Annotated in this window: 23 protein-coding genes; 16 read left to right on the top strand and 7 right to left on the bottom strand. The window is 63.5% G+C overall.

Features of this window, described 5'->3' with window-relative positions; genetic code table 11:
* The gene (locus ACNJX8_RS34960) at positions 1 to 1401 is read right to left on the bottom strand and encodes an amidase family protein (protein ID WP_439358395.1); all 1401 of its coding nucleotides are present in this window, start codon (positions 1399 to 1401) and stop codon (positions 1 to 3) included.
* A 232-nt stretch (positions 1402 to 1633) separates the two neighbouring features.
* Complete coding sequence (locus tag ACNJX8_RS34965; RefSeq protein WP_124162551.1) at positions 1634 to 1891, bottom strand: DUF6894 family protein; 258 nt, start codon at positions 1889 to 1891, stop codon at positions 1634 to 1636.
* A 262-nt stretch (positions 1892 to 2153) separates the two neighbouring features.
* Between ACNJX8_RS34965 and pqqA the strand changes: the two genes are divergently transcribed.
* From pqqA to ACNJX8_RS35015, 10 genes are all read left to right on the top strand, one after another.
* Positions 2154 to 2234, top strand: coding sequence for a pyrroloquinoline quinone precursor peptide PqqA (gene pqqA, locus ACNJX8_RS34970; protein ID WP_007595659.1), 81 nt, complete (start codon positions 2154 to 2156; stop codon positions 2232 to 2234).
* 129 nt (positions 2235 to 2363) lie between these two features.
* Positions 2364 to 3293, top strand: a complete 930-nt coding sequence (gene pqqB / locus ACNJX8_RS34975; RefSeq protein WP_439358397.1) for a pyrroloquinoline quinone biosynthesis protein PqqB — start codon at positions 2364 to 2366, stop codon at positions 3291 to 3293.
* Complete coding sequence (gene pqqC / locus ACNJX8_RS34980) at positions 3290 to 4069, top strand: pyrroloquinoline-quinone synthase PqqC (RefSeq protein ID WP_439358399.1); 780 nt, start codon at positions 3290 to 3292, stop codon at positions 4067 to 4069. Before pqqB ends, pqqC begins: the two co-directional genes overlap by 4 nt.
* A gap of 25 nt (positions 4070 to 4094) precedes the next feature.
* Positions 4095 to 4406 (top strand): pyrroloquinoline quinone biosynthesis peptide chaperone PqqD, encoded by a 312-nt coding sequence (gene pqqD / locus ACNJX8_RS34985; protein WP_128945754.1) that lies wholly within the window; start codon positions 4095 to 4097, stop codon positions 4404 to 4406.
* A complete protein-coding gene (pqqE, locus tag ACNJX8_RS34990) occupies positions 4403 to 5602 on the top strand; it encodes a pyrroloquinoline quinone biosynthesis protein PqqE (protein ID WP_439358401.1) in 1200 nt (399 codons plus the stop codon). The genes pqqD and pqqE overlap by 4 nt, the downstream gene beginning before the upstream one ends.
* On the top strand, positions 5592 to 6578 hold the full coding sequence (gene pip / locus ACNJX8_RS34995) for a prolyl aminopeptidase (protein WP_439358403.1): 987 nt from the start codon (positions 5592 to 5594) through the stop codon (positions 6576 to 6578). The genes pqqE and pip overlap by 11 nt, the downstream gene beginning before the upstream one ends.
* A 13-nt stretch (positions 6579 to 6591) precedes the next feature.
* Positions 6592 to 7269 carry a hypothetical protein gene (locus ACNJX8_RS35000; protein WP_439358404.1) on the top strand — a complete coding sequence of 226 codons (678 nt, stop codon included), beginning with the start codon at positions 6592 to 6594 and terminating at the stop codon, positions 7267 to 7269.
* Between the two features lie 238 nt (positions 7270 to 7507).
* Positions 7508 to 9307 (top strand): FAD-dependent oxidoreductase, encoded by a 1800-nt coding sequence (locus tag ACNJX8_RS35005; protein ID WP_439358406.1) that lies wholly within the window; start codon positions 7508 to 7510, stop codon positions 9305 to 9307.
* Complete coding sequence (locus tag ACNJX8_RS35010) at positions 9277 to 11124, top strand: 2-oxoacid:acceptor oxidoreductase subunit alpha (RefSeq protein ID WP_164939498.1); 1848 nt, start codon at positions 9277 to 9279, stop codon at positions 11122 to 11124. The genes ACNJX8_RS35005 and ACNJX8_RS35010 overlap by 31 nt, the downstream gene beginning before the upstream one ends.
* 130 nt (positions 11125 to 11254) lie before the next feature.
* Positions 11255 to 12310, top strand: coding sequence for a 2-oxoacid:ferredoxin oxidoreductase subunit beta (locus tag ACNJX8_RS35015; RefSeq protein ID WP_128936150.1), 1056 nt, complete (start codon positions 11255 to 11257; stop codon positions 12308 to 12310).
* Here the strand turns inward: ACNJX8_RS35015 and ACNJX8_RS35020 are convergent, their stop codons facing one another.
* Positions 12311 to 12760, bottom strand: coding sequence for a DUF4399 domain-containing protein (locus ACNJX8_RS35020; RefSeq protein ID WP_439358408.1), 450 nt, complete (start codon positions 12758 to 12760; stop codon positions 12311 to 12313).
* Between the two features lie 17 nt (positions 12761 to 12777).
* Positions 12778 to 14304 carry an SUMF1/EgtB/PvdO family nonheme iron enzyme gene (locus tag ACNJX8_RS35025; protein ID WP_439358410.1) on the bottom strand — a complete coding sequence of 509 codons (1527 nt, stop codon included), beginning with the start codon at positions 14302 to 14304 and terminating at the stop codon, positions 12778 to 12780.
* 323 nt (positions 14305 to 14627) lie between these two features.
* Between ACNJX8_RS35025 and ACNJX8_RS35030 the strand changes: the two genes are divergently transcribed.
* The 6 genes from ACNJX8_RS35030 to ACNJX8_RS35055 all read left to right on the top strand — a co-directional run bounded on the left by ACNJX8_RS35030 (position 14628) and on the right by ACNJX8_RS35055 (position 17426).
* Positions 14628 to 15248: a hypothetical protein gene (locus tag ACNJX8_RS35030; protein ID WP_439358412.1), complete on the top strand. Its 621-nt coding sequence runs from the start codon at positions 14628 to 14630 to the stop codon at positions 15246 to 15248.
* Between the two features lie 37 nt (positions 15249 to 15285).
* Positions 15286 to 15735: a DsrE family protein gene (locus ACNJX8_RS35035; RefSeq protein ID WP_439358413.1), complete on the top strand. Its 450-nt coding sequence runs from the start codon at positions 15286 to 15288 to the stop codon at positions 15733 to 15735.
* A 246-nt stretch (positions 15736 to 15981) separates the two neighbouring features.
* Complete coding sequence (locus ACNJX8_RS35040; RefSeq protein ID WP_439358415.1) at positions 15982 to 16305, top strand: ArsR/SmtB family transcription factor; 324 nt, start codon at positions 15982 to 15984, stop codon at positions 16303 to 16305.
* Positions 16302 to 16721, top strand: coding sequence for an SRPBCC family protein (locus tag ACNJX8_RS35045; protein WP_439358417.1), 420 nt, complete (start codon positions 16302 to 16304; stop codon positions 16719 to 16721). Before ACNJX8_RS35040 ends, ACNJX8_RS35045 begins: the two co-directional genes overlap by 4 nt.
* Positions 16722 to 16763: 42 nt before the next feature.
* On the top strand, positions 16764 to 16967 hold the full coding sequence (locus ACNJX8_RS35050; RefSeq protein ID WP_439358419.1) for a hypothetical protein: 204 nt from the start codon (positions 16764 to 16766) through the stop codon (positions 16965 to 16967).
* A gap of 12 nt (positions 16968 to 16979) precedes the next feature.
* Positions 16980 to 17426, top strand: a complete 447-nt coding sequence (locus tag ACNJX8_RS35055) for a DUF1801 domain-containing protein (protein WP_439362022.1) — start codon at positions 16980 to 16982, stop codon at positions 17424 to 17426.
* Positions 17427 to 17798: 372 nt separating this feature from the next.
* Here the strand turns inward: ACNJX8_RS35055 and ACNJX8_RS35060 are convergent, their stop codons facing one another.
* Genes ACNJX8_RS35060 through ACNJX8_RS35070 form a run of 3 tightly spaced genes read right to left on the bottom strand, consistent with a single transcriptional unit; the run spans position 17799 to position 22574 of the window.
* On the bottom strand, positions 17799 to 19337 hold the full coding sequence (locus ACNJX8_RS35060; protein WP_370989431.1) for a SpoVR family protein: 1539 nt from the start codon (positions 19335 to 19337) through the stop codon (positions 17799 to 17801).
* Positions 19334 to 20611, bottom strand: coding sequence for a YeaH/YhbH family protein (locus tag ACNJX8_RS35065; RefSeq protein ID WP_206732717.1), 1278 nt, complete (start codon positions 20609 to 20611; stop codon positions 19334 to 19336). Before ACNJX8_RS35065 ends, ACNJX8_RS35060 begins: the two co-directional genes overlap by 4 nt.
* A 19-nt stretch (positions 20612 to 20630) precedes the next feature.
* Complete coding sequence (locus ACNJX8_RS35070) at positions 20631 to 22574, bottom strand: PrkA family serine protein kinase (RefSeq protein ID WP_091879622.1); 1944 nt, start codon at positions 22572 to 22574, stop codon at positions 20631 to 20633.
* Positions 22575 to 22927: the final 353 nt, after the last annotated feature.

Consider the following 22927-nt stretch of genomic DNA (forward strand, 5'->3'; position numbering starts at 1 on the left):
CTAGCCCACGGGATCGATCGGCGACGGCGGCACGCCGCCGGCCTCGATCGCTTCGCCTGCGAGCAAGCACAGATCCTCCCGGTAGCGGCCGGAGACGATGTGCACGCCGACCGGCGCCTTGCCGACGAGACCGGTGGAGACCACGAGCCCCGGCAAGCCCATGAAGGGAATCGCAATCTGCGGCAGCTGCGCTTCCCAGACGCGCTTGAAAGACGCGTCATCCTTGAGGTCGAGATGATCGGGGAACGGCAGTTCGCCGGAGACCGGCGTCAGCAGCACGGCATATTTTTCGAAGAACAGCATCCATTCGCGGGTTAGCGTCGCGCGGCGGGTCAGCGCCTTCGCGTAATTCGCCTGGTCCATCGGCGTGACCCTGCTGCGGTTGCCGCGTAGGCACGCCAGCGCGCCGGGATCGCCCTCGCGCTCGGCCGCCTCCAGCTGCGCCTCGTAGCCGTCGCCGAGCCACAGCTTGATCTGCCACTCGACCGCCTCGCGCGTCGGCGGCGTATCCTCGATGATGTCGACGGTCCAGCCCGCGCGCTCCAGCCGCTTGCCGGCATCGCTCACCGCCGCCTTCACCTCCGGCGTGGTGGCAAGGCCGCCCGGATTGAGACAGAGCGCGGCACGCTTCGGCCGTGCGGGGCCTTCCAGCGGCACCGGCACGAACCAGGGATCGCGGATGTCGCGGGCCGACATCGCGGCGAGCGAGATGCGCAAGTCGTTGACGGTGCGCGCCAGCGGGCCAGAGACCGCCATGATCTGCGGCCCGATCGGGCGCTCCGGCAGCGCGGGATTGAAAGCGGGAATGCGGCCGAGCGTCGGGCGCAGGCCGTGCACGCCGCAGGCATAGGCGGGATAGCGGATCGAGCCGGCAATGTCGGTGCCATGCGCGATATGGCCGATGCCGGCCGCGACCGCCGAGCCGGCGCCGCCGGAGGAGCCGCCGGGGGTCAGCGAAGCATCGCGGGGGTTCTTGGTGTCGCCATGGATCAGATTGGTGGTGAACCAGCGGTAGGAGAAGGCCGGACAATTGGTGCGGCCGAGCAGGATGGCGCCGGCTTTGCGGAAATTGGCGACCACCGGGTTGTCCTCGCGCGCGATCAAGTCGCGCTGGAGTTTCAGGCCGTTGGTGGTGGCAAAGCCCTCCTGGTCGACATTCGCCTTGATGGTGACGGGCACGCCCGCGAGCACGCCGGGGTCCTCGCCCCGCGCGATGGCGGCGTCGACGGCGTCAGCCTGCTTGAACACGTCGTCCGGCCGGTGGTCGATCACCGCGTTGAGCGCGGGATTGACGGCGTCCAGGCGGGCGAGACCGGCCTTGGCGGCCTCCCTGGCGGACACCTTTTTGGACTTGACGAGGGTGGCGAGGTCGGCGGCCGACAGGCGCCAGAGATCTTGCATGGCTTGCTCCGTATGACCGGCGTCTTTTAGCGCCGGGACCGCGGCAAAGCCATGCGGATTTCGCAGGGAGGAAGGGCGGGTTTGGTGCCGGAGTGGTGCCTCATTCTCCGTCATTGCGAGGAGCCCTTGCGACGAAGCAATCCAGACTGCCTCCGCCGAGGGATTCTGGATTGCTTCGCTACGCTCGCAATGACGTGGAGGGAGCTGCGCGCCCCTTACCCGTCCGCGGGCCTCAATGCCTTGTCGCGGACTGGTCCGGCATGTCCAGGAGCGCCTCGGTGAAGGGAAACTCCAGCACGATCTCCCCGTCATCGTCGGTCACCTCGATGACGGCCTCGAGCAGGGCCGGCTGGGCGCCCTCCGACTTCACCACCTCCAGGATCATCTGGCGGGCGACCTCCCACGCGCGATCGGGGTTGCGCAGATCCTCGCCGTCAGGATCCACGATCAGTTCGTCGCCGATACGGGTGTTGAAGAAATATCTGGGCATGCCTGATCCAATGGGGTCGCCTGTAGCCGATTGGAAGCCGTTCTATACTCACAACTGCTTTATCCCGACAGGGATCACGACCTATCGGCGTTTTTTTGCGTCTGTCAGTAGCTGATCTTGCGGCGGCAATATGCTCTCTTTGCAGCGCAACAATTCCGCCGGCCTACTACCTTGGTCGGGAAAATTTCACTGGCGAACTTCTCCGCCCGCATTAACTTGAGCGCGGGCGGATACGTCCGGTTTCGCGAAAATGGAGAGCCAAATGGCCTGGAAAGCCCCGAAGATCGTCGAAGTGCCCTGCGGCATGGAAATCAACATGTATGTGAGCGCCACCCGCAAGTAAGCGGCGGGCGATTTCGCGTTCTGCGCCGGTGGATCTTTCAGTCACGACGCGTTGCCGAAAGAAAGAATCTGTGTCGGCATTTGCGTCGGCTTGAGATCCACCGGGTATGTTCCCTCCAGGAGACGGATCATGCTTCGCGTCGTCGTCCTGGGCGCCGCAGCCGGCGGCGGAGTGCCGCAATGGAATTGCGGCTGCGAGGGCTGCCGAGCGGCCCGTGCCAGCGGCCATAACCTCTTGCGAACACAGGCGTCGGTCGCCTTCAGCGGCGACGGCGAGCACTGGTTCCTGATCAACGCCTCCCCCGACCTTCGCCAGCAATTGAACGCCACGCCGCAGCTGCACCCGAAGGCGGGCGCGCTGCGCCATACGCCGATTGCCGGCGTGATCCTGACCAACGGCGAAGTGGACGCGGTCGCAGGCCTGCTGTCGATGCGCGAGGGCTCGCCCTTCACGATTTACGCGCATGAGAAGGTGCTGGCGATCCTGAAGAGCAACAGCATCTTCAACGTGCTGAACGAGAAGAACGTACGGCGCCAGCCGACCGACATCGGCGAGCCGTTCGAGCCGCGACTGCCGGACGGCGCGCGTTCAGGGATCGAGGTGCTGCCGTTTGCGGTGCCGGGCAAGTCGGCCTGGTATCTGGAAGGCAAGGCCCATCCTGGCGGAGAGACCGGCGACGGCGATACGCTGGGCCTGAAGATCACCGACAAGACAAGCGGCAAGTGCTTCTATTTCATCGCGGCCTGCGCCGAGGTCACCGATGCGCTCAAGGCCGAGATCGACGGCGCGGCGCTGGTGTTCTTCGACGGCACGGTCTGGCGCGACGACGAGATGATCAGGGCCGGGCTCGGCCACAAGACCGGCAAGAGCATGGGCCATGTCGCGATGTCCGGCGCCGACGGCGCGATCGCGCGGCTGGCTGACCTCACTATCGACAGGAAGATTTTTCTGCATATCAATAACTCGAATCCGGCGCTGCTGCCCGCTTCACCCGAGCGGAAAGCCACTGAAGAGGCGGGCTGGCAGATACCCGCGGATGGAACGGAGATTGTGCTGTGAATGCCGCGTCACTGACAGGAATAACCGCGCTCTCGATCGGCAAGGACATCAAGCTCACTAGCGCCGAGGAGCTCGAGGCGACGCTGCGCCATATCGGGGCGACGCGCTATCACAGCCTGCATCCGTTCCATAAGCTGCTGCATGGCGGCAAGCTGAACAAGGGTCAGGTGCAGGCCTGGGCGCTGAACCGCTACTATTACCAGAGCACGATCCCGATCAAGGACGCGGTCGTCATCTCGCGCTTCCGCGACCGCGCCACGCGCCTGGAATGGCGCCACCGCATCGAGGACCATGACGGCGACGTCGGAAGCGAGGGCGGCATCGAGCGCTGGCTGAAACTGACCGAAGGCCTGGGCCTCGACACGGCTTACGTGGAATCGACCGAGGGCATCCTGCCGGCGACGCGCTTTGCGGTCGAAGCCTATGTCCATTACTGCCGCGAGAAGAGCCCGCTGGAGGCGATCGCCTCCTCGCTCACCGAGTTGTTCGCGCCGAACCTGCACGAAGAGCGCATCTCGGGCATGCTGGCGCATTACGACTTCGTCAACCCCGACATCATGAGCTACTTCAAGCGACGCCTGACCCAGGCGCCGCGCGATGCCGGCTTTGCGCTCGACTATGTCAAGGCGCATGCCACGACGCCGGAGCAGCGCGCGCAGGTGTGCAACGCGCTGATCTTCAAGACCAACGTGCTGTGGGTGCAGCTGGACGCACTCCAACACGCCTATGTCGAGGGTCACATTCCGCCGGGCGCCTTCGTGCCCAAAGAAAACTAAGAAGGCGAGCTAACGAGGAACAGCAATGGCCGGGCCGCGGAACATCAGCGTCAGCGAGGCAAGCCGCCCCGTGCTGCCGCGGCATGCCAAGCTGAAATACGACGAGACGCGACAAGTCTGGGTGATCCTGGCGCCAGAACGGGTGCTGGCCCCGGACGAGATCGCGGTCGAGGTCTTGCAGCTCTGCGACGGCCAGCGCAATGTCGGCGACGTCGCCGATCAGCTGGCGGCGAAATACGCCGCGCCGCGCGAGGCGATCCTCGCCGACGTCATCGTCATGCTGCAGGATCTCGCCGACAAGGGCTTTCTCACGGAGGCCCGGGAGAAGACGTCATGAGCGATGTGCTCGGCAATCCCACCATCCCGCCAGATGTCAGCGACAGCCTCGCGGTGCTGGAGAAGCAGCGCTCGACGGCCGAGACCTTCGGCATTCCGCTCGCCGTGCTGCTCGAAATCACCCATCGCTGCCCGCTGCAATGCCCCTATTGCTCCAACCCGGTCGAGCTCGACCGCTCGAGCAAGGAGCTCACGACAGAGGAATGGAAGAAGGTGCTGAGCGAGCTCGCCGAGATCGGCGTGCTCCAGGTGCATTTCTCCGGCGGCGAGCCGACGGCGCGGAAGGACCTGGTCGAGTTGGTCAAGCACGCCAGCGACGCCGGCCTCTATACCAACCTGATCACCTCGGCCGTGCTGCTGACGCGCGACAAGCTCAGCGATCTTGCGGATGCCGGGCTCTGCCACGTCCAGATCAGCTTCCAGGGCGTTGAAGAGGGCCTTGCCGATCGCGTCGCCGGTTACAAAAACGGTCACCGCAAGAAGCTCGAAGTCGCCAGATGGACGCGCGAGCTCGATTTGCCGCTCACCGTGAACGCGGTGATGCATCGGCAGAACCTGCACCAGCTCCCCGACATCATCCAGATGGCGGTCGATCTCGATGCCGACCGGCTCGAGGTCGCCAACGTGCAATATTACGGCTGGGCGCTGAAGAATCGCGCCGCGCTGATGCCGACGGTGGCGCAGCTCGACGAATGCACCCGCCTCGTCGAGGAGGCGCGCGAACGGCTGAAGGGGACACTCGCGATCGACTACGTCGTTCCCGACTATTACGCGCTGCGGCCGAAGAAGTGCATGGGCGGCTGGGGCCGGCAGTTCTTCAACATCTCGCCCGCCGGCAAGGTGCTGCCCTGCCACGCCGCCGAGAGCATCACCGGGCTCGAGTTCGAATCCGTGCGCTCCAATCACTCGATTGCCTGGATCTGGCAGAACTCCGACGCCTTCAACCGCTATCGCGGCACCGGCTGGATGAAGGAGCCGTGCAAGTCTTGCGAATTCCGCGAGATCGATTTCGGCGGCTGCCGCTGCCAAGCCTTCGCGCTGACGGGCGATGCCGCCAACACAGATCCAGCCTGCGCGCTGTCGCCGCTGCACGAGACCATCTTCAAGCAGGCCGAGCGCGAGGCCGAGGGCGAGACCAACCGCTTCCTCTATCGCAACTTCGCCGGCGGCACTCTGGAATCCGAGAATGGGACCTGACGCCGACGCGGCCAGCTCGATCAGGCGGGCCGATCCGTTTGCGCCGCTGACCTCCGACATGCTCGATGTCGGCGACGGCTTTGAGCTCTATGTCGAAAGCATCGGCCGCGCCGACGGCATCCCCGCGATCTATCTGCATGGCGGGCCTGGCAGCGGCTGCCAGCCCGACCATCGCCGCCTGTTCGATCCTGATCGCTTCTGTGCCGTGTTGTTCGACCAGCGCGGCTGCGGCCGCAGCCGTCCGAAGGGATCGCGCGAGCACAACACCACGGCGCACCTCATCGCGGACATGGAGAAGATCCGCGACAAGTTTGGCTTCCAGCGCTGGATGGTGGTCGGTGGCTCCTGGGGCGCGACGCTGGCGCTGGCTTATGCAGAGGCGCATCCCGAGCGCGTCTCCGGCATCGCGCTGCGCGCAACGTTTCTCGGCACGCGGGCGGAGGTCGAGACGGCGTTCACCTCGCGCCTGTCGCAATTCTATCCCGCGCTGTACGAGGATTTTCTCAGCGTGCTGCCGCTAGAGGAGCGGACGCGGCCGGTGGAGGCCTATTGGCGCCGCATCCTCGATAGCGACCCGGCCGTGCACGGCCCCGCCGCGCGGGCCTGGCACGACACCGAGCGCACCTTGTCCGAGCACAAGCCCGCCAAGACGCGGCTGGACCTGGCCTCGCTGAACGTCTGGCGCACGCTGCCTGCGACACCGTTCATGGAGGCGCACTATTTCGTCAACGACAGCTTCATGACCGAGAACCAGCTGTTGCGCAATGCAGGGCGGCTCGCCGGCATCCCCGGCATCATCGTCCAAGGCCGCTACGATCTGTTGTGCCCGCCCGAGACGTCGCAGGCACTCGCGAAGGTTTGGCCGGATTCCGAGCTTCGCGTCGTGGAAGAAGCCGGACATTCGCTCTATGATGCCGGCGTGCGGGACGCGGTCATGAAGTCGATCGCGGATCTCGCATCGAAAACCGCGCGATAACAGGATAAGAAGAATGCCGCTCGCCGGGAAAGGCATGCTGCTGACGTCGATGAACATCGACGCGGCCGATGAGGCCGATTTCAACCGCTGGTACAATCGCGAGCATCTGGAAGAACGCGTCGCGATCGACGGATTCCTGGAGGCGCGGCGCTATGTCGCGCATGCCGCCAATCCCAAATATCTCTGCCTGTATTCGACCGCCACGCTCGACGTGCTCGATAGCCCCGCCTACCGCGCGCGGCTCGCGAGCCCGACCGACTGGTCGCGGCAATGCATGGCACGTTTCAAGGATATGCTCCGCGTCGTCGCGCGCGTCACCATCAGCAATGGCACCGGACGTGGCGCCGCGCTCGGCGTGGTACGGCTGCGGCCGACACCCGACCAAGCAGCGCGATGGCGCGATGCATTGCAAGACAAGCTGGCGCCGGACCAGCGCGACGGCATCATCTCCATGCATCTTCTGGAGAGCGAGCCCGAATTGTCGGGTGCAACGGCGGACATTCCGGCGGTGCGCAATGAAGGCGCGCACGACTGGTTCGTGCTGATCGACGGCACGCATGTCGGCGCGGTCTCGGCCGTCATCGCCGAACGCTTCACCGGCCCCGCCGCCGCGCCCTTGCCGCTTCCCATCTCCGTCGGCACCTATTGCCTGATGTGGGATTTGGCCAAGAGCGACATCCCGCGCGGCTAGCGCGCACACACGCACCGCAATATGCTGCACCGCACGCACATCGTGCGCGGCGTTAATGCTGTGCGCGCGTAGCTCCCATGAAAGGCGGTGATCGCGCAAATTTGCCGTTGTACTTCGGAGCCGTTCTAATAAGCTAACCCAATGACGTCATTCAGAAACCAGATCGAAGCGCATTAAGCGCTCGCCAAGCTCAAGAAAAGGCCGCGGGGTCTTTGGGGCCTGCGCGGACAGGGTAGGAATGAAACCGACCGATATTGCGGCCCCCGACTACTTTCACAAAGTGGTCGATTGCCAGTGGGCTTGTCCTGCGCACACCCCGGTTCCCGAATATATCCGACTGATCGCCCAAGGCCGCTACAGCGACGCCTATATGATCAATTGGAAATCGAACGTGTTTCCCGGAATCCTGGGACGCACCTGTGACCGCCCCTGCGAGCCGGCGTGCCGCCGCGGACGTGTCGAGGACAATCCGGTCGCAATCTGCCGCCTCAAGCGCGTCGCCGCCGACTTCAAGGACGACATCAAGCAGCGCCTGCCGCGCCCCTCGCCGAGGAACGGCAAGCGCGTTGCGCTGGTCGGCGGCGGTCCGGCCTCGCTGACGGTGGCGCGCGACCTCGCGCCGCTCGGCTATCACTGCACCGTGTTCGACGGCGATCCCGAAGCCGGCGGCATGATGCGCTCGCAGATCCCGAAATTCCGCCTGCCCAATTCGGTCATCGACGAGGAGACCGGCTACATCCTGGGTCTCGGCGTCGACTTCAAGGGCGGCCATCGCATCGAGAGCATGAAGGCGCTGCTCGCGGAGAAGTACGACGCGATCTTCGTCGGCTCCGGCGCGCCGCGCGGCCGCGAGCTCGACATTCCCGGCCGCAAGGAAGCCGCTGCCAACATCCATATCGGCATCGAATGGCTGGCCTCGGTGTCGTTCGGCCATACCGACGGAATAGGCAAGCGCGTGATCGTGCTGGGCGGCGGCAACACCGCGATGGATTGCTGCCGCACCGCGCGCCGCCTCGGCGGCGAAGACGTCAAGGTCGTCGTGCGCTCCGGCTTCGAGGAGATGAAGGCCTCGCCCTGGGAGAAGGAGGACGCGATCCACGAGGACATCCCGATCCTCAACTTCCTCGTTCCCGTCGCCTTCATCCACGACAATGGCAAGCTCACCGGCATCACCTTCCAGAAGGTGAAGGCCGAATACGACGCCAAGGGCCGCCGCAACCTCGTTCCATCAGGCGAGCCCGACCAGACCTTCGAATGCGACGACGTGCTGGTCGCGGTCGGCCAGGAAAACGCCTTCCCCTGGATCGAGCAGGATTGCGGCATCGAGTTCGACAAATGGCACATGCCCAAGGTCGATCCCAAGACCTTCGCGTCGACCAATCCAAAGGTGTTCTTCGGGGGCGATGCCGCATTCGGGCCGAAGAACATCATCTGGGCGGTCGCGCACGGCCATGACGCTGCGCTGTCGATCCACAAGATGCTCTCGGGCGAGGACATCACCGAGCGCCCGCTGCCGGAGGTGCAAATCTCCTCGCAGAAGATGGGCATCCACGAATGGAGCTATGACAACGACATCTCCAACGACAAGCGCTTCAAGGTGCCGCATCGCGACAAGGTCATCGCGCTGAAGGACATCCGCGCCGAGGTCGAGCTCGGCTACGACGTCAAGCTCGCACTGGGTGAAGCCGAGCGCTGCCTGAACTGCGACGTCCAGACCGTGTTCTCGACCTCGCTCTGCATCGAGTGCGATGCTTGCGCCGACATCTGCCCGATGGATTGCATCACCTTCACTGACAACGGCGAGGAGAACGACCTGCGCCAGCGCCTGAAGGCGCCCGCGCCGCATCCGGACCAGGATCTCTACGTCTCCTCGGATCTCAAGACCGGGCGCGTGATGGTGAAGGACGAGGACGTCTGCCTGCATTGCGGGCTGTGCGCCGAGCGTTGTCCCACCGGCGCCTGGGACATGCAGAAATATTTCATCGAGATGACCCACGCAGGTTCGACATGCCCGACAAAAAGCCGCTCAGCAGCGTAAACGACTTCGTCGTCCGCTTCGCCAACGTCAACGGCTCGGGCTCGGCCAGCGCCAACGAGATGTTCGCGCGCGCGATCCTGCGCCATGGCGTGCCGGTGTCCCCACGCAACATCTTCCCCTCCAACATCCAGGGCCTGCCGACCTGGTACGAGGTGCGGGTGACCGAAGAGGGCCATCTCGGCGCCCGCGGTGGCGTCGACATGATGGTGGCGATGAACCCGCAGACCTGGGACAAGGACGTCGCCGGCATCGAGCCCGGCGGCTATTTGTTCTACGATTCCACCAAGCCGATGCCGTCGACCAAATTCCGCGACGACATCACCGTGATTGGCGTGCCGCTCACCGCGATCACCAACTCGACCTATACCGATCCGCGCCAGCGCCAGCTGTTCAAGAACATCATCTATCTAGGTAGCCTCAGTGCACTGCTCGACATGGATCCGAAGCTGATCGAGCAACTGATCGGCGAGCAGTACAAGGGCAAAGAGAAGCTGCTCTCCTCCAACGTCCACGCGCTGCATCTCGGCCGCGACTGGGCGCTGCAAAACCTGAAATGCCCGATCGGGCTCAGGGTGAAGAAGTCCGACAAGGTCGGCGACCGCATCTTCATCGAGGGCAACAGCGCCGCCGCGCTCGGCGCGGTCTATGGCGGCGCCACGGTGTGCGCCTGGTATCCGATCACGCCATCGTCGTCGGTGGCAGAGGCCTTCACCGCCCACTGCAAGAAGTACCGCCACGATCCTGAGACCGGCAAGGCGAAATACGCCATCGTGCAGGGCGAGGACGAGCTGGCTTCGATTGGCATCGTCATCGGTGCCTCCTGGAACGGCGCCCGCGCCTTCACCGCGACCTCGGGCCCCGGCATCTCCTTGATGACCGAGTTCATCGGCCTCTCCTATTTCGCCGAGATCCCGGCCGTGATCATGAACATCCAGCGCGCCGGCCCCTCGACGGGCATGCCGACGCGCACCCAGCAATGCGACATCATCGCCTGCGCCTATGCTTCGCACGGCGACACCAAGCATGTGCTGCTGTTCCCCGAAGATCCCGCCGAGGCGTTCGAATTCGCCGCTGCCGCGTTCGATCTCGCCGAGCGGTTGCAAACCACCATCTTCCTGATGCTCGACCTCGACATCGGCATGAACCACCGGCTCTGCCGTCCGTTGAAGTGGGACGATGCGCGGCAATATGACCGCGGCAAGATCATGACGGCGGAGATGCTGGAGGAAGGCCGCGACTTCGGCCGCTATCTCGACGTCGACGGTGACGGCATCCCCTACCGCACCTATCCCGGCACGCATCCGACCAAGGGCTCCTACTTCACCCGCGGCACCTCGCGCGACCGCTATGCGCGCTACTCCGAGGAAGGCACGGTCTATGCCGACAACATGCAGCGCCTGGTGCGCAAGTTCGAGACCGCGCAGGATCTGGTGCCGCGCCCGCTGCAGGCCAATGCGGAACGGCCGACCAAATATGGCGTGATCTATTTCGGCTCGACCTCACCGGCGATGGACGAAGCGGTCGGCCTGTTGGAAGCGCGCGGGCACCAGCTCGACCGTCTGCGCATCCGCGCCTTCCCGTTCCACTCTAGCGTGGCGAGCTTCCTCGCCGAGCACGACTTCGTCTATGTGGTCGAGCAGAACCGCGACAGCCAACTCCGCCAGCTCATCGTCAACGAGAATGGCATCGATCCCGTCCGCCTCGTGCCGATCGTGCATTACGACGGCACCCCGATCACCGCCCGCTTCATCGCAAAAGCCATTGGCGACCATCAGGATCACCTCAAGGTGACCCCGCTCCGCAAGGCCGTGTCATGAACAACACCTTGCGCTCTCCTCCGTCATGCCCGGGCTTGACCCGGGCATCCACGCCTTTCTTTCTCCTGGCCAAGACGTGGATGGCCGGGACAAGCCCGGCCATGACGCCGCGGAAATTTCAGGTGCTCGCATGACCTACATCGCAAAACCGAAATTCCACCATCCGGGCCTGAAGAAGAACGAGCTCGGCTATACCCGCCGCGATTACGAAGGCAAGATCTCGACGCTGTGCGCCGGCTGCGGCCACGATTCGATCACGGCCTCGATCATCGAGGCCTGCTATGAGCTCTCGATCGAGCCGCATCGGGTGGCAAAAATCTCCGGCATCGGCTGCTCGTCGAAGACGCCGGACTATTTCCTCGGCAACTCACACGGCTTCAACTCGGTGCATGGCCGCATGCCCAGCGTGCTGACAGGCGCCAACCTCGCCAACCGCGATTTGATCTATCTCGGCGTCTCCGGCGACGGCGATTCCGCCTCGATCGGCTTCGGCCAGTTCGCCCATTCGATCCGGCGCGCCGTCAACATGACCTATATCGTCGAGAACAATGGCGTCTACGGCCTGACCAAGGGTCAGTTCTCGGCCACCGCTGACCGCGGCTCGAAGAGCAAGAAGGGCGTCACCAACACCGACAACGCCATCGACCTCGTCGCGATCGCGCTGCAACTCGGTGCCACCTTCGTCGCGCGCAGCTTCTCCGGCGACAAGACCCAGCTCGTGCCGCTGATTGCGGCGGCGATCCGCCACAAGGGCGCGTCGTTCATCGACGTCATCAGCCCCTGCATCGCCTTCAACAATCACGCCGGCTCGACCAAGAGCTTCGACTATGTCCGCGAGCACAATGACGCAGTGAACCGGCTCGACGTGCTGGTCGGCCGCGATCCTATCGCGGTGGACTATGCGCCGGGCACGGTGCAGGTGGTGGAACAGCACGACGGCAGCAAGGTCGCGCTGCGCAAGATCGACGCCGACTACGATCCGCATGACCGTTTGGGCGCGATGACCTTCCTGCAAAAGCACGCCGCCAAGGGGCAGATCGTCACCGGGCTGCTCTATGTCGACCCCGACGCCGAAGACCTGCACGAGCATCTCAACACGGTCGAGACGCCGCTTAACACGCTGGAAGCGGATGCGCTCTGCCCAGGCTCGGCGGTGCTGGACAAGATCAACGCCAGCTTGCGGTGATCATTTACTCCGCGCTGAAGCAGTCGGCCTGACGCGGATCGTGATCTTCTCCGACACGACCGGCGGAACGAACGGATAGTGCTTGGCGTCACCGAGCACCAGCTGCAGCGTGTGGGTGCCCGGCGGAAGGTCCAGCATGGTTTCAGTCTGCCCTGCACCGAAATGCAGGTGCGACTTGTCCTGCGGGATCGGCTCCTTGGGATCGATGGGATCATTGACGTCGACCAGCAGATGGTGATGACCGGCGTTCTGGTAGTCATCACCGGCATGCGTCACACCCATGTTGCGTAAGCCGAACCGGACCCAGACTCCACCGCGAACTTTCTGCCCGTCATGCGGCGTGATGAAATAGAGCTTGGCGTCCTTGTGCGCGCTCTTGCCCTGCGAGTAGGCCGCGCCCGGGAGCAATGCGATCGCGGCCGCCAGGGCGGCGCAGGAAATGATCTTCATCAAATCTACTCCAGCACTTATGGACTGAGCGCGACACGGAATCCATGCGTGGGGTAACGGACATTGGTGTCGTAACCATCGCGGTTTGACGGCCGGACATATCTTGAATCGTTCTTCCAGGAGCCCGACCGCAGGACATGAGAGCTGCAGTCCGCGCTGCTCCACGCCGAGCCGTCGCTCGGCGCGCCCTGATAGGTCCTGTGCCAGCAGTCCTCGACCCACTGATCGATGCCGCCGCCCATGTCGTAGAGCCCGAATGGATTGGGTTTGAAGCTGCCGACCTTGGCCGGCTGCTCGGCCGCAAGATCACCGCAATCCTTGCACCCGGCCATGCCCGGCTGAAGCTTGTCGCCCCACCAATATTTGGTCTGCGTTCCGCCGCGGGCGGCATATTCCCATTCGGCTTCGCTCGGAAGCCGGTAGGCCTTCTTCGTCGCCTGCGCGAGCCAGGCGGCATATTGCTGCGCGTCGGTCCAGCTCACATTGCCGACCGGGGAATCATCCTTGCCGGTGGCGATGAATCCGCACGCCTTGGCGGCGGCGCATTCGTTCCATTCCTGCACCGTCACCGGATATTTTGCGATCGAGAACGGCTTGATCGAGACCTGGTGGACAGGCCGTTCGGTCGGATCGTCATTGCTTCCCATCGCGAAGCTGCCGCCGCGAATGCCGATCATCTCGGGTTCGCGAGGTGGCGTCGCCGATGGGCTGGGCACCGGTGACGGCGACGGAGGGGCCGAAGCCAATGACGGAGATGGTTGCGGCGTCTGCGTCGCCGCCTCGCGCGGCGACGGCTGCGGGATCGGTGACGCGGCCGGGGAAGCGGTTGGCGTAGCGGCCTGCTCGCCCATCCTGCCGGGCTGCGTCAGCACGTACCAAAGCACGTAGCCGGCAATCACCAGCAATGCCGTGATCAGAAGAAATAGCAGGACGCTCTCGCGCCGGCTTCGCGTCCTGCCGACCGCATCGGCATCCGGCAGCACGCGATAGATGCGCACCGGATCGGTGATATTCTTGACCTTGCGATCCCCGAGCGACTCATAGCCGCACACCACCTTGTGCTTGATCTGCTCGTAGATCGCGCCCGAGATATAGACCTGGCCGGGCTCGGCAATGCCCTCGATGCGGGTGGCGATGTTGACGCCATCGCCGTAGACATCGTCCGGCTCTACGATCACATCGCCGAGATTGACGCCAATCCGGTATTCAAGGCGCGAATGTTTCGGAAGCGAGGCGTTGCGGCCGATGAGGTTCTGCTGGATGACGATACTGCAGCGAACGGCCTCAACAGGGCTATCGAAAATGGCGATGAAGCCATCGCCCGTCGTCTTCACCAGACTTCCATGGTGCTCGATGATGGTGGGCTGGATGATATCGCGCTCGATGCGCTTGACGCGGACATGCGTCCCCTCCTCGTCGGCCTGCATGATGCGGCTGTAGGAAGCGATGTCACCGACGATGATCGCCGCAAGACGGCGAGGCATGGGCCCGTGTGGAGGCGGCTCATCCTGGTTGCCGGATCTGAAGTTGCGAATTTCGCCCATGCGGGGGACTCCACAAGCTTACAAGGCAGTCCCAGCTTACGACCGCCAAAGGCGGTCGTCTGTGAAAGCTATCACATTGACGAACCAAGACAATGTCGCGGCAATCGCCGGCATCGGGTTCCGAAGCATCGAGGCGCTGCACCGCTTGAACCTTCTTGATCCCATCAAAGACTAAGGCCCGGCGCGAACCCACTGGCCCAAATCGGCGCCGCGATGGTCGCACGAAGCGACTTCTGAAGCTTGAACGCGATGCACCTCGCCTGCGTCTAACGGACAGGAGTTCTGTCCTGCTGCGGCAAGGTTGTCACGCGCCCGAGGTTGTCATGAAGCTTTCCATCTTTGCTGCCCTCACTTTGGCTGCGCTAACCAGCGTCGCCCACGCCGATGAGGACAAGGTCCGCGAGACCACAAAGGCCGAAGCCGACGCCTTCAATGCGCGGCTCTATGCGGGAGCGCCTGCGGACAAGGCCTATGCCTGCTTCGTCCGCCGCTACGATGCCGAGCATCTGGCGCGGCATCCCAAGCAGAAAGTCGCTTCCATGAAGCTGCTGATTTCGGCGGAAACCGACAAGGAGGACAAGCAGCTGCACAATTCCTTCCGACTCGGTTTTCGCTATCGCCATCGCTCGGGCGACTTCGACTCCAGCGGCTCGTGCGGCAGTCATGCGGTGCTTCTCAGTCAGGGGGACGAGGTCCGCATGGGCTGTGGCGTCGACTGCGAGGGCGGCGGGATCGAGGTGGCGCTCGCCAAGGACAACAAGTCCGCGATCATCCGGCTCGAACAGGTCAGGGTCTGGCAGAACAACAAGCCGGATGACGAGGCGGAGCAATCGCTGGTCGCCGGCGCCGACGACAAGATCTTCCGCCTCGACCGCACCGACACCGGCGAGTGCGCTTCGCTCGTGACCGACCGCAAGGAACTCGCCGCGCTGCGCCACAAATGATTTGTGTCCGGCAAAGTCTTGGTCGAGGGAGATCGCCATGAATCGCCGGAACATGTTGTGGAGCGCCGTCTCCGCTTTGGGCGCGGCCTTTGGCGTCTCGCGTGCACGAGCCGCCACTGAGGCAAGCGCGGGCAACAAGCTCAAGGTGGCCTATCACCTCAGCGACGCCGAGAAGGTCAATTTCGTGCTCGGCAACATCCAGAACCACATCGACGGCGTCGGTGGTCCCGACCATGTCACGATCGCGCTGGTGATCCACGGACCGGCGCTGAAGGCGTTTCACGCGGCGCAGGCCAACCCCGACGTCAGCAAGCGTGTCGGTGACTTCTCCAAGGACGGCGTCGAGCTCGCCGCCTGCGGCAACACGATGAAGGCGCAGAACGTCTCACTGAAGGAGTTGTTGCCGGGCTTCGTCAGCGCGGAGAACGGCGGCGTGGTCCGTTTGGCTGAGCTGCAGGCGCAGGGGTATTTGTACCTGCGGCCGTAAGGCGCCGCAAAGGGAGGTGCGCTCCCTCCCCCGCTTGCGGGGGAGGGCTGGGGAGAGGGTGTCGCCGCAGTGGGACTCCCCGAGAGGAGAAACCCTCACCCGACGCTTCGCGTCGACCTCTCCCGCAAGCGGGAGAGGTAAGGGGAGTTTGTGGCCGCCCTTCCCGATTCATTCGCATCGCGCTTGACTCATCCATAACTTCCCGGTTATGAGGTTGATCCATAACCTATGAGTTATGTATCTTGCATGTCCGCCACTCACGACCTCCTGTTCAGGACACTCGCCGATCCGACCCGGCGAGCGATCTTCGAACGGCTGTGCCGGGAGGGCGAGCAGACGGTCGGGGCACTGACGGCGCGGTCGGGCGTGTCCCAGCCGGCGGTCTCAAAGCATCTCGGCGCCTTGAAGCAGGCCGGCCTCGTGCGCGACCGCCATGAAGGACGCCAGACTCATTACAGCGCGCTGCCCGGTGCGCTCAATCCACTGATCGACTGGACCAGCCAGATGGCCGGCTTCTGGCAGAACCGGCTCGATGCGCTCGACGATCTCCTGAAGAGGATGGACCAATGACTGAAACACGCTCCGTAGTCGTCGAACGCGAATTTGCCTTTCCGGCGGAGCGGCTGTGGCGCGCGCTGACGCAGCCGCATCTGATCGAGGAATGGCTGATGAAGAACGACTTCAAGCCGGTCGTCGGCCATCGCTTCAATCTGCGCGGCGAATGGGGCGGCGTGCTCGACTGCGAGGTGCTCACCATCGAGCCGCAGAAGAGGCTCGCCTACACCTGGAATTTCTCGCATGAGGATGCGGCGTTCGACCTGAAAAGCGTCGTGACCTTCACGCTGACGCCGACCGGCGCCGGCACGCATCTGCGCGTCGAGCAAGCGGGCTTCAGCCCGACGCAGAAGCAGGCTTATGGTGGCGCGCATGCCGGCTGGAAGCAGTTTTTTGCCAAGCTCGATGAGCTACTGGCGCGGACAGGCTAGCCCCCCGCCATCCATTCCGATCATTTTCAAAGGAGAGGTCCAATGAGCACGCAGATGTGGATTCGGCAGATTCATCGCTGGCTGTCGATGGCTTTCACGCTCGCCGTCATCGCGAACATCGTGGCGATGATAACGCAGGTCCAGGCCATCTGGATCGGCTTCCTGGCGCTCGTCCCACTCATTCCGTTGCTCGCGACCGGGTTATATCTGTTCGCGCGGCCCTATGTCAGCCGCAGCAACGCGTAACGAGGCGAGATGATGAAGAAGGCTGTGACGACAAAGAAGGCTAGCGCGAAGGAAGCGAATGGGGCCTCCCCCTCCAAGCTGATCGACGGCAGGATCAAGGAGCTCGCCGACTGGCGCGGTGAGATGCTGGGGCGGATCCGTGGCCTGATCAAGGAAGCCGACCCTGATGTCGTCGAGGAATGGAAATGGCGCGGCGTTCCCGTGTGGGAGCACGACGGCATCATCTGCACCGGCGAGACCTACAAGGAAGTGGTGAAGATGACCTTTGCCAAGGGCGCGGCGCTGGAGGATCCCGCGGGGCTATTCAACTCCAGCCTCGACGGCAACGTGCGCCGCGCGATCGATATTCGCGAGGGCGAGAAGATCAACGAGAAGGCGTTGAAGGCGCTCATTCGCGCGGCGGTGGAGTTGAATGCGTCCAAGGCCAAGAAGAAGCCGGCCAAGAACCGATCGACCTAGGTTGATGTAAATTCTTGGCGACGGCCAAAGCAACCGCCTCGTCCTTCGAGACGACCGCGCCGCGGTCTCCTCAGAATGAGGCTAATCGGCATCCGTGCCCGTTGAAAGTGCTGCCGCGCATTCCGTCCTCATCCTGAGGGCCCGCCAAAGGCGAGCGTCTCGAAGGATGAGCCGCGGGCTGGCTTCAACCTCTCCCGCTTGCGGGAGAGGTCGCGCCGAAGGCGCGGGTAAAGGCTCTCTCCTCTGGGAGAGTCCCACTGCGGAGACACCCTCTCCCAGCCCTCCCCCGCAAGCGGGGGAGGGAGCGCATCTGCCTCGCGGTAATCACAAGGGCCAGTTTCATCGTGCTCTAGGAGCTAGCGGCTGGCCTCTTTACGCCACTGCCGCCGGGATCGGGCGCGGGCTTACGACGTATTCGCGCAGGACCTTGTCGTTGGCGTCGACCTCGATCAGTGAGACGTCGTAGGTCCAGAGATCGGCCAGGTGCTGAAGCACGCGCTTGGCGTCGGTCTCGTTGAGCTGCGAGCCCTTGATGACGTGGTGATGCAGGATCAGCCGGCGGTCGCCGGAGAGATCGACATCGACCACCTCGATATTGGCGTCGATGAAGCCGACGTCATGCTGCCGTGCCAGCTCGCGGCGGACGCGGCGGAAGCCGCGTTCGTCGTGGATGGCGTCGACCCGGATTCCCGCGCGCTCCTCGGGATCGTCATGCAGGTGGAACATGCGGAAGTGCCGCATCAGCCTGGGGCTTAGGAACTGGCCGATAAAACTTTCATCGCGGTAATTGGCCCAGACGTCGCGCAGCACGCCCATCACGTCGCCCCTGCCGGCAATGTCCGGGAACCATTCGCGGTCCTCGTCTTCCGGTTTGGTGACGATGCGCTCGATGTCCTGCATCACGGCAAAACCGAGCGCATAGGGATTGAAGCCGGAGAAGCGTGGATCGTCGAACTCGGGCTGGAACACCACGTTGGTGTGCGATCCCAGGAATTCGAGGAAGTTGCCGTCGGTGATGCGGCCTCGTTCGTGCAGCATGGTCATGATGCGGTAGTGGACGTAGGTCGCCGTCCCCTCGTTCATGACCTTGGTCTGGCTCTGCGGATAGAAATATTGCGCGATGTGGCGCACGATGCGCAGCAGCTCGCGCTGCCAGGGCGCCAGCCGCGGTGCGCTCTTCTCCAGGAAATAGAGCAAATTCTCCTGCGGCAGGCCGAGCAGCTTGCGGCGGCGCTCGATGCTGAGCGCGGACCGGCTCTTGGCGGCGCCCTTCGGGACTGTGCGCCAGAGGTCGTTGAAGACCTCCTCCTCATGCTGGCGGCGGCGCCCTGCCCGCTTCTCTTCGGCGCGCAAATCGAGCTTCTTCTTGCCGGGATAGCGGTCGATGCCGTGCGACATCAGCGCGTGTGCAGCGTCGAGCGTGCGCTCGACCTCGATGCGGCCATAGCGCTCTTCGCAGCTCGCGACATAATTCTTGGCGAAGTCGAGATAATCCAGGATGCCGTCGGCGTCGGTCCACTGCTTGAACAGATAGTTGTTCTTGAAGAAGTGGTTGTGGCCGAAGGCGGCATGCGCGATCACCAGCGTCTGCATCGTCGCCGTGTTCTCCTCCATCAGGTAGGAGATGCAGGGCGAGGAGTTGATCACGATCTCATAGGCAAGGCCCATCAGTCCCTTGCGATAGGACGCCTCGTGAAACGCAAAATGCTTGCCGAACGACCAGTGCTTGTAGAACAAGGGCATGCCGACCGACGAGTACGCGTCCAGCATCTGCTCGGCGGTGATGACCTCGATCTGGTTCGGATAGACGTCGAGACCGAGATCCTTCAACGCGACCTCCTCGCAGGCATCGGTGATGCGCTGCAAGGTGCGAAAATCCCAATCCGCGCCTTCGAACAAGCGTTCCGTCATGGAGCGGCCTTCTCCTGGCTGGTTTCGCGGCGCTGGAACAGGTCGTGGAACACCGGAAAGATCTCGCTGCGCTCCGACACCTTGCGCATCGAGAGCGGTGCGCCGCTGCTGCGCAGGCGCTCATAGAGGGTCCAGAGCGAGGAGTCGGAAAGATCGAAGGCGCTGCCGCCGGACTCGCCGACCTCGAGATAGGCAAAGAACTGGCAGACCGGCAGGATCTTGTCGGTCAGCAGCAGGCCCGTGAGCTCGCCGTCGGAATAGGAATTGTCGCCGTCGGAGGCTTGCGCGGCGTAGATGTTCCAGTCCGCCGGATTGAAGCGTTCGCGCACGATCTCGTGCATCGCCTGGAGCGCGCTGGACACCAGCGTGCCGCCCGAGGCCGGGCCGTAGAAGAAGGTCTGCTCGTCGACCTCCTCGGCGCGGTCGGTGTGGCGGATGAAGACGATCTCGACATGCTTGTAGCGGCGCTTCAGGAACACGTAGAGCAGCATGTAGAAGCGCTTGGCCAGATCCTTCATGTGCTCGGACATCGAGCCCGAGACGTCCATCAGGCAGAACATCACGGCCTGCGCCACCGGCCGCGGCACGGTCTCGAAGCGGCGATAGCGGATGTCGAGCGGGTCGATGAACGGGATGCGCTTGGATTTCGCCTTGAGCTTTTCGAGCTTGGCCAGCAGCTCGGCGCGCACGTCCTCGTCGGTGCAGGCGGCAATCTCGGCTTCCAGCTCGTCGATCTCGCTCTTGCGGGGACGGCGGAGCGCGATGCGGCGGGCGAGCGCGAGCTGCACCGTCCGGCTCACCGAGATGTTGGCGGGCGAGCCCGAGGTGGTGTAGCCGGCGCGCTGGATTCCCTCGCTCTCGGTCTGCGCGATCTTGCGCTTGGCAAGATCCGGCAGCTCGAGGTCGTCGAGGAAGAGGTCGACGAACTCGTCGCGGCTCAGCACGAAGCGGAACGCGTCCTCGCTGTCGCCCTCGCCGGGACCGGAATCCTTGGCGCTGCCCTGGCCGGAGCGCTGGAGATAGTCGCCCTCGATGAACTTCTTGTTTCCGGGCAGCACCATGTCGCGCGTGCCGCCCTCGCGGCGGAAACGCGGCTCGTGCATGCCGTCGAGCGGGATCGTGACCTCGCCACCCTCCAGGACATCCTTGATGTCGCGTTCCTGCGAGGTCTTCTTGACGGCGCCCTGCACCAGGGATTTGGCCCGACGCAAGAACCGCTGCCGGTTCTCAAGACTCTTGCCGCCTGGATTCAGGCGCCTGTCAATAATGTGAATGGCCACTGTCCCATCCGCCTTAACCGGCCTGCTTCACGCGCATGTACCATTCGACGAGCCGGCGAACCTGACGCTCGGTGTAGCCGCGCTCCACCATGCGTGCGACGAACTCGCCGTGCTTCTTCTCCGTCTCGCCGTCCTTCTTCGACCCGAAGGAGATGACCGGAAGCAGGTCCTCGACCTGGGAGAATATCCGCTTTTCGATCACGTCGCGAATCTTCTCGTAGGAGGTCCAGGTCGGATTCTTGCCAGCGTTTTGGGCCCGCGAGCGTAACGAGAATTTGACGACCTCGTTGCGGAAGTCCTTCGGGTTGGCAATGCCCGCCGGTTTCTCGATTTTCGTCAGTTCCTGGTTCAACAACTCGCGATCCAGCAGCTGGCCGGTGTCGGGATCCTTGAAGTCCTGATCCTCGATCCAGGCGTCGGCATAGTCGACGTAGCGGTCGAACAGATTCTGGCCGTAATCGGAGTAGGATTCGAGATAGGCCTTCTGGATCTCGTTGCCGATGAACTCGGCATAGCGCGGCGCGAGTTCCGCCTTGATGAATTCGAGATAACGTTTCTCGGTTTCCTCCGGAAGCTGCTCGCGGCGGATCGCCTGCTCCAGCGCGTACATCAGGTGCACGGCGTCGGCGGCGACCTCCTGCGGATCGTGGTTGAAGGTCGCGGCCAGAACCTTGAACGCGAAGCGGGTGGAGGCACCGTCCATGCCCTCGTCGACGCCGGCGGCATCGCGATATTCCTGGACGCTGCGCGCCTTCGGATCGGACTCTTTCAGGCTCTCGCCGTCATAGACCCGCATCTTGCCGAACAGGGTGGAGTTCTCGTGCTTGCGCAGGCGCGACATCACCGAGAACCGTGCCAGCGTCTCCAGCGTCGAAGGCGCACAAGGAGCCGAGGCGAGCTCGGAACCCTGGATCAGCTTCTCGTAGATCTTCTGCTCTTCGGTGACCCTGAGGCAGTACGGCACCTTGATGACGCAGATGCGGTCGATGAACGCCTCGTTGTTCTTGTTGGCCTTGAAGCTCGACCACTCGGCTTCGTTGGAGTGCGCGAGGATGATGCCGGTGAAGGGGATCGCGCCGATATTCTCGGTGCCGATGTAGTTGCCTTCCTGCGTCGCGGTCAGCAACGGATGCAGCATCTTGATCGGCGCCTTGAACATCTCGACGAATTCGAGGATGCCCTGGTTGGCGCGGTTGAGGCCGCCGGAATAGCTGTAGGCGTCGGGATCGTTCTGCGCGTAGGTCTCGAGCTTGCGGATGTCGACCTTGCCGACCAGCGAGGAGATGTCCTGATTGTTCTCATCACCGGGCTCGGTCTTGGCGACCGCGATCTGGCGCAGCCTCGACGGCTGGATCTTGGCAACGCGGAATTGCGAGATGTCGCCGCCGAAGGATTCCAGCCGCTTGTAGCACCACGGGCTCATCAGGCCGGTGAGGCGGCGGCGCGGAATGCCGTACTTCTCTTCCAGCATCGGCCCGAGCTGATCGGGATCGAACAGGCTGAGCGGGCTCTCGAACACGGGCGAGAGCTCGTCGCCGGCCTTCAGCACGTAGATCGGCTGCACTTCCATCAGCGACTTCAACCGCTCGGCGAGCGAGGATTTGCCGCCACCGACCGGACCGAGCAAATAGAGGATCTGTTTGCGCTCTTCGAGGCCTTGCGCCGCGTGACGGAAGAAGCCGACGATGCGCTCGATGGTTTCTTCCATGCCGTAGAAGCCGGCGAAGGCCGGATAGGTGCGGATCGTGCGGTTCAAAAAAATGCGGCCAAGGCGTGGGTCCTTGGCCGTGTCAATCGTCTGAGGCTCACCGATCGCCGCTAGTAGTCGTTCGGCCGCATTCGCGTATTTCATGGGATCGCTTCGACACGATTCCAGATATTCCGCCATCGACATGTCGTGCTGGCTTCTCGCCTCGAACGACCGAGCGAAAGCGTTGAATAGAGAATCGTTGTACATGATCCCTCTCCGCGTGAGTTCCGCTACAAGCTGAAACGAAAGCAGTTACCGGACCGTTCCTCAGGCCGTTTCGAATCAGCGTGAGCACATGACGATCATTGGACACCCGGGTGACGACTCGACGCAATGCACAACGTAGGCACTCGTTGAGTTACGAACAGGCACATGCCTGTAATTTGAGCGAATCTACATCCATATTGGCTCATTTCCAGGAAATGTCACTTGGTCGCAACATCCGGGCATTACCGGGGATTGGACCATCCGGCGCTGCAGCATAGCGATCTGCCAGCGGCGATCTTATGACGCTTGTAGGGCGAAGCCTTGAGCGCCGCGTTCATCTTCCTGCTGCAATG

It is taken from the genome of Bradyrhizobium sp. SPXBL-04 (assembly GCF_051853035.1).
GTDB lineage: Bacteria > Pseudomonadota > Alphaproteobacteria > Rhizobiales > Xanthobacteraceae > Bradyrhizobium > Bradyrhizobium zhanjiangense.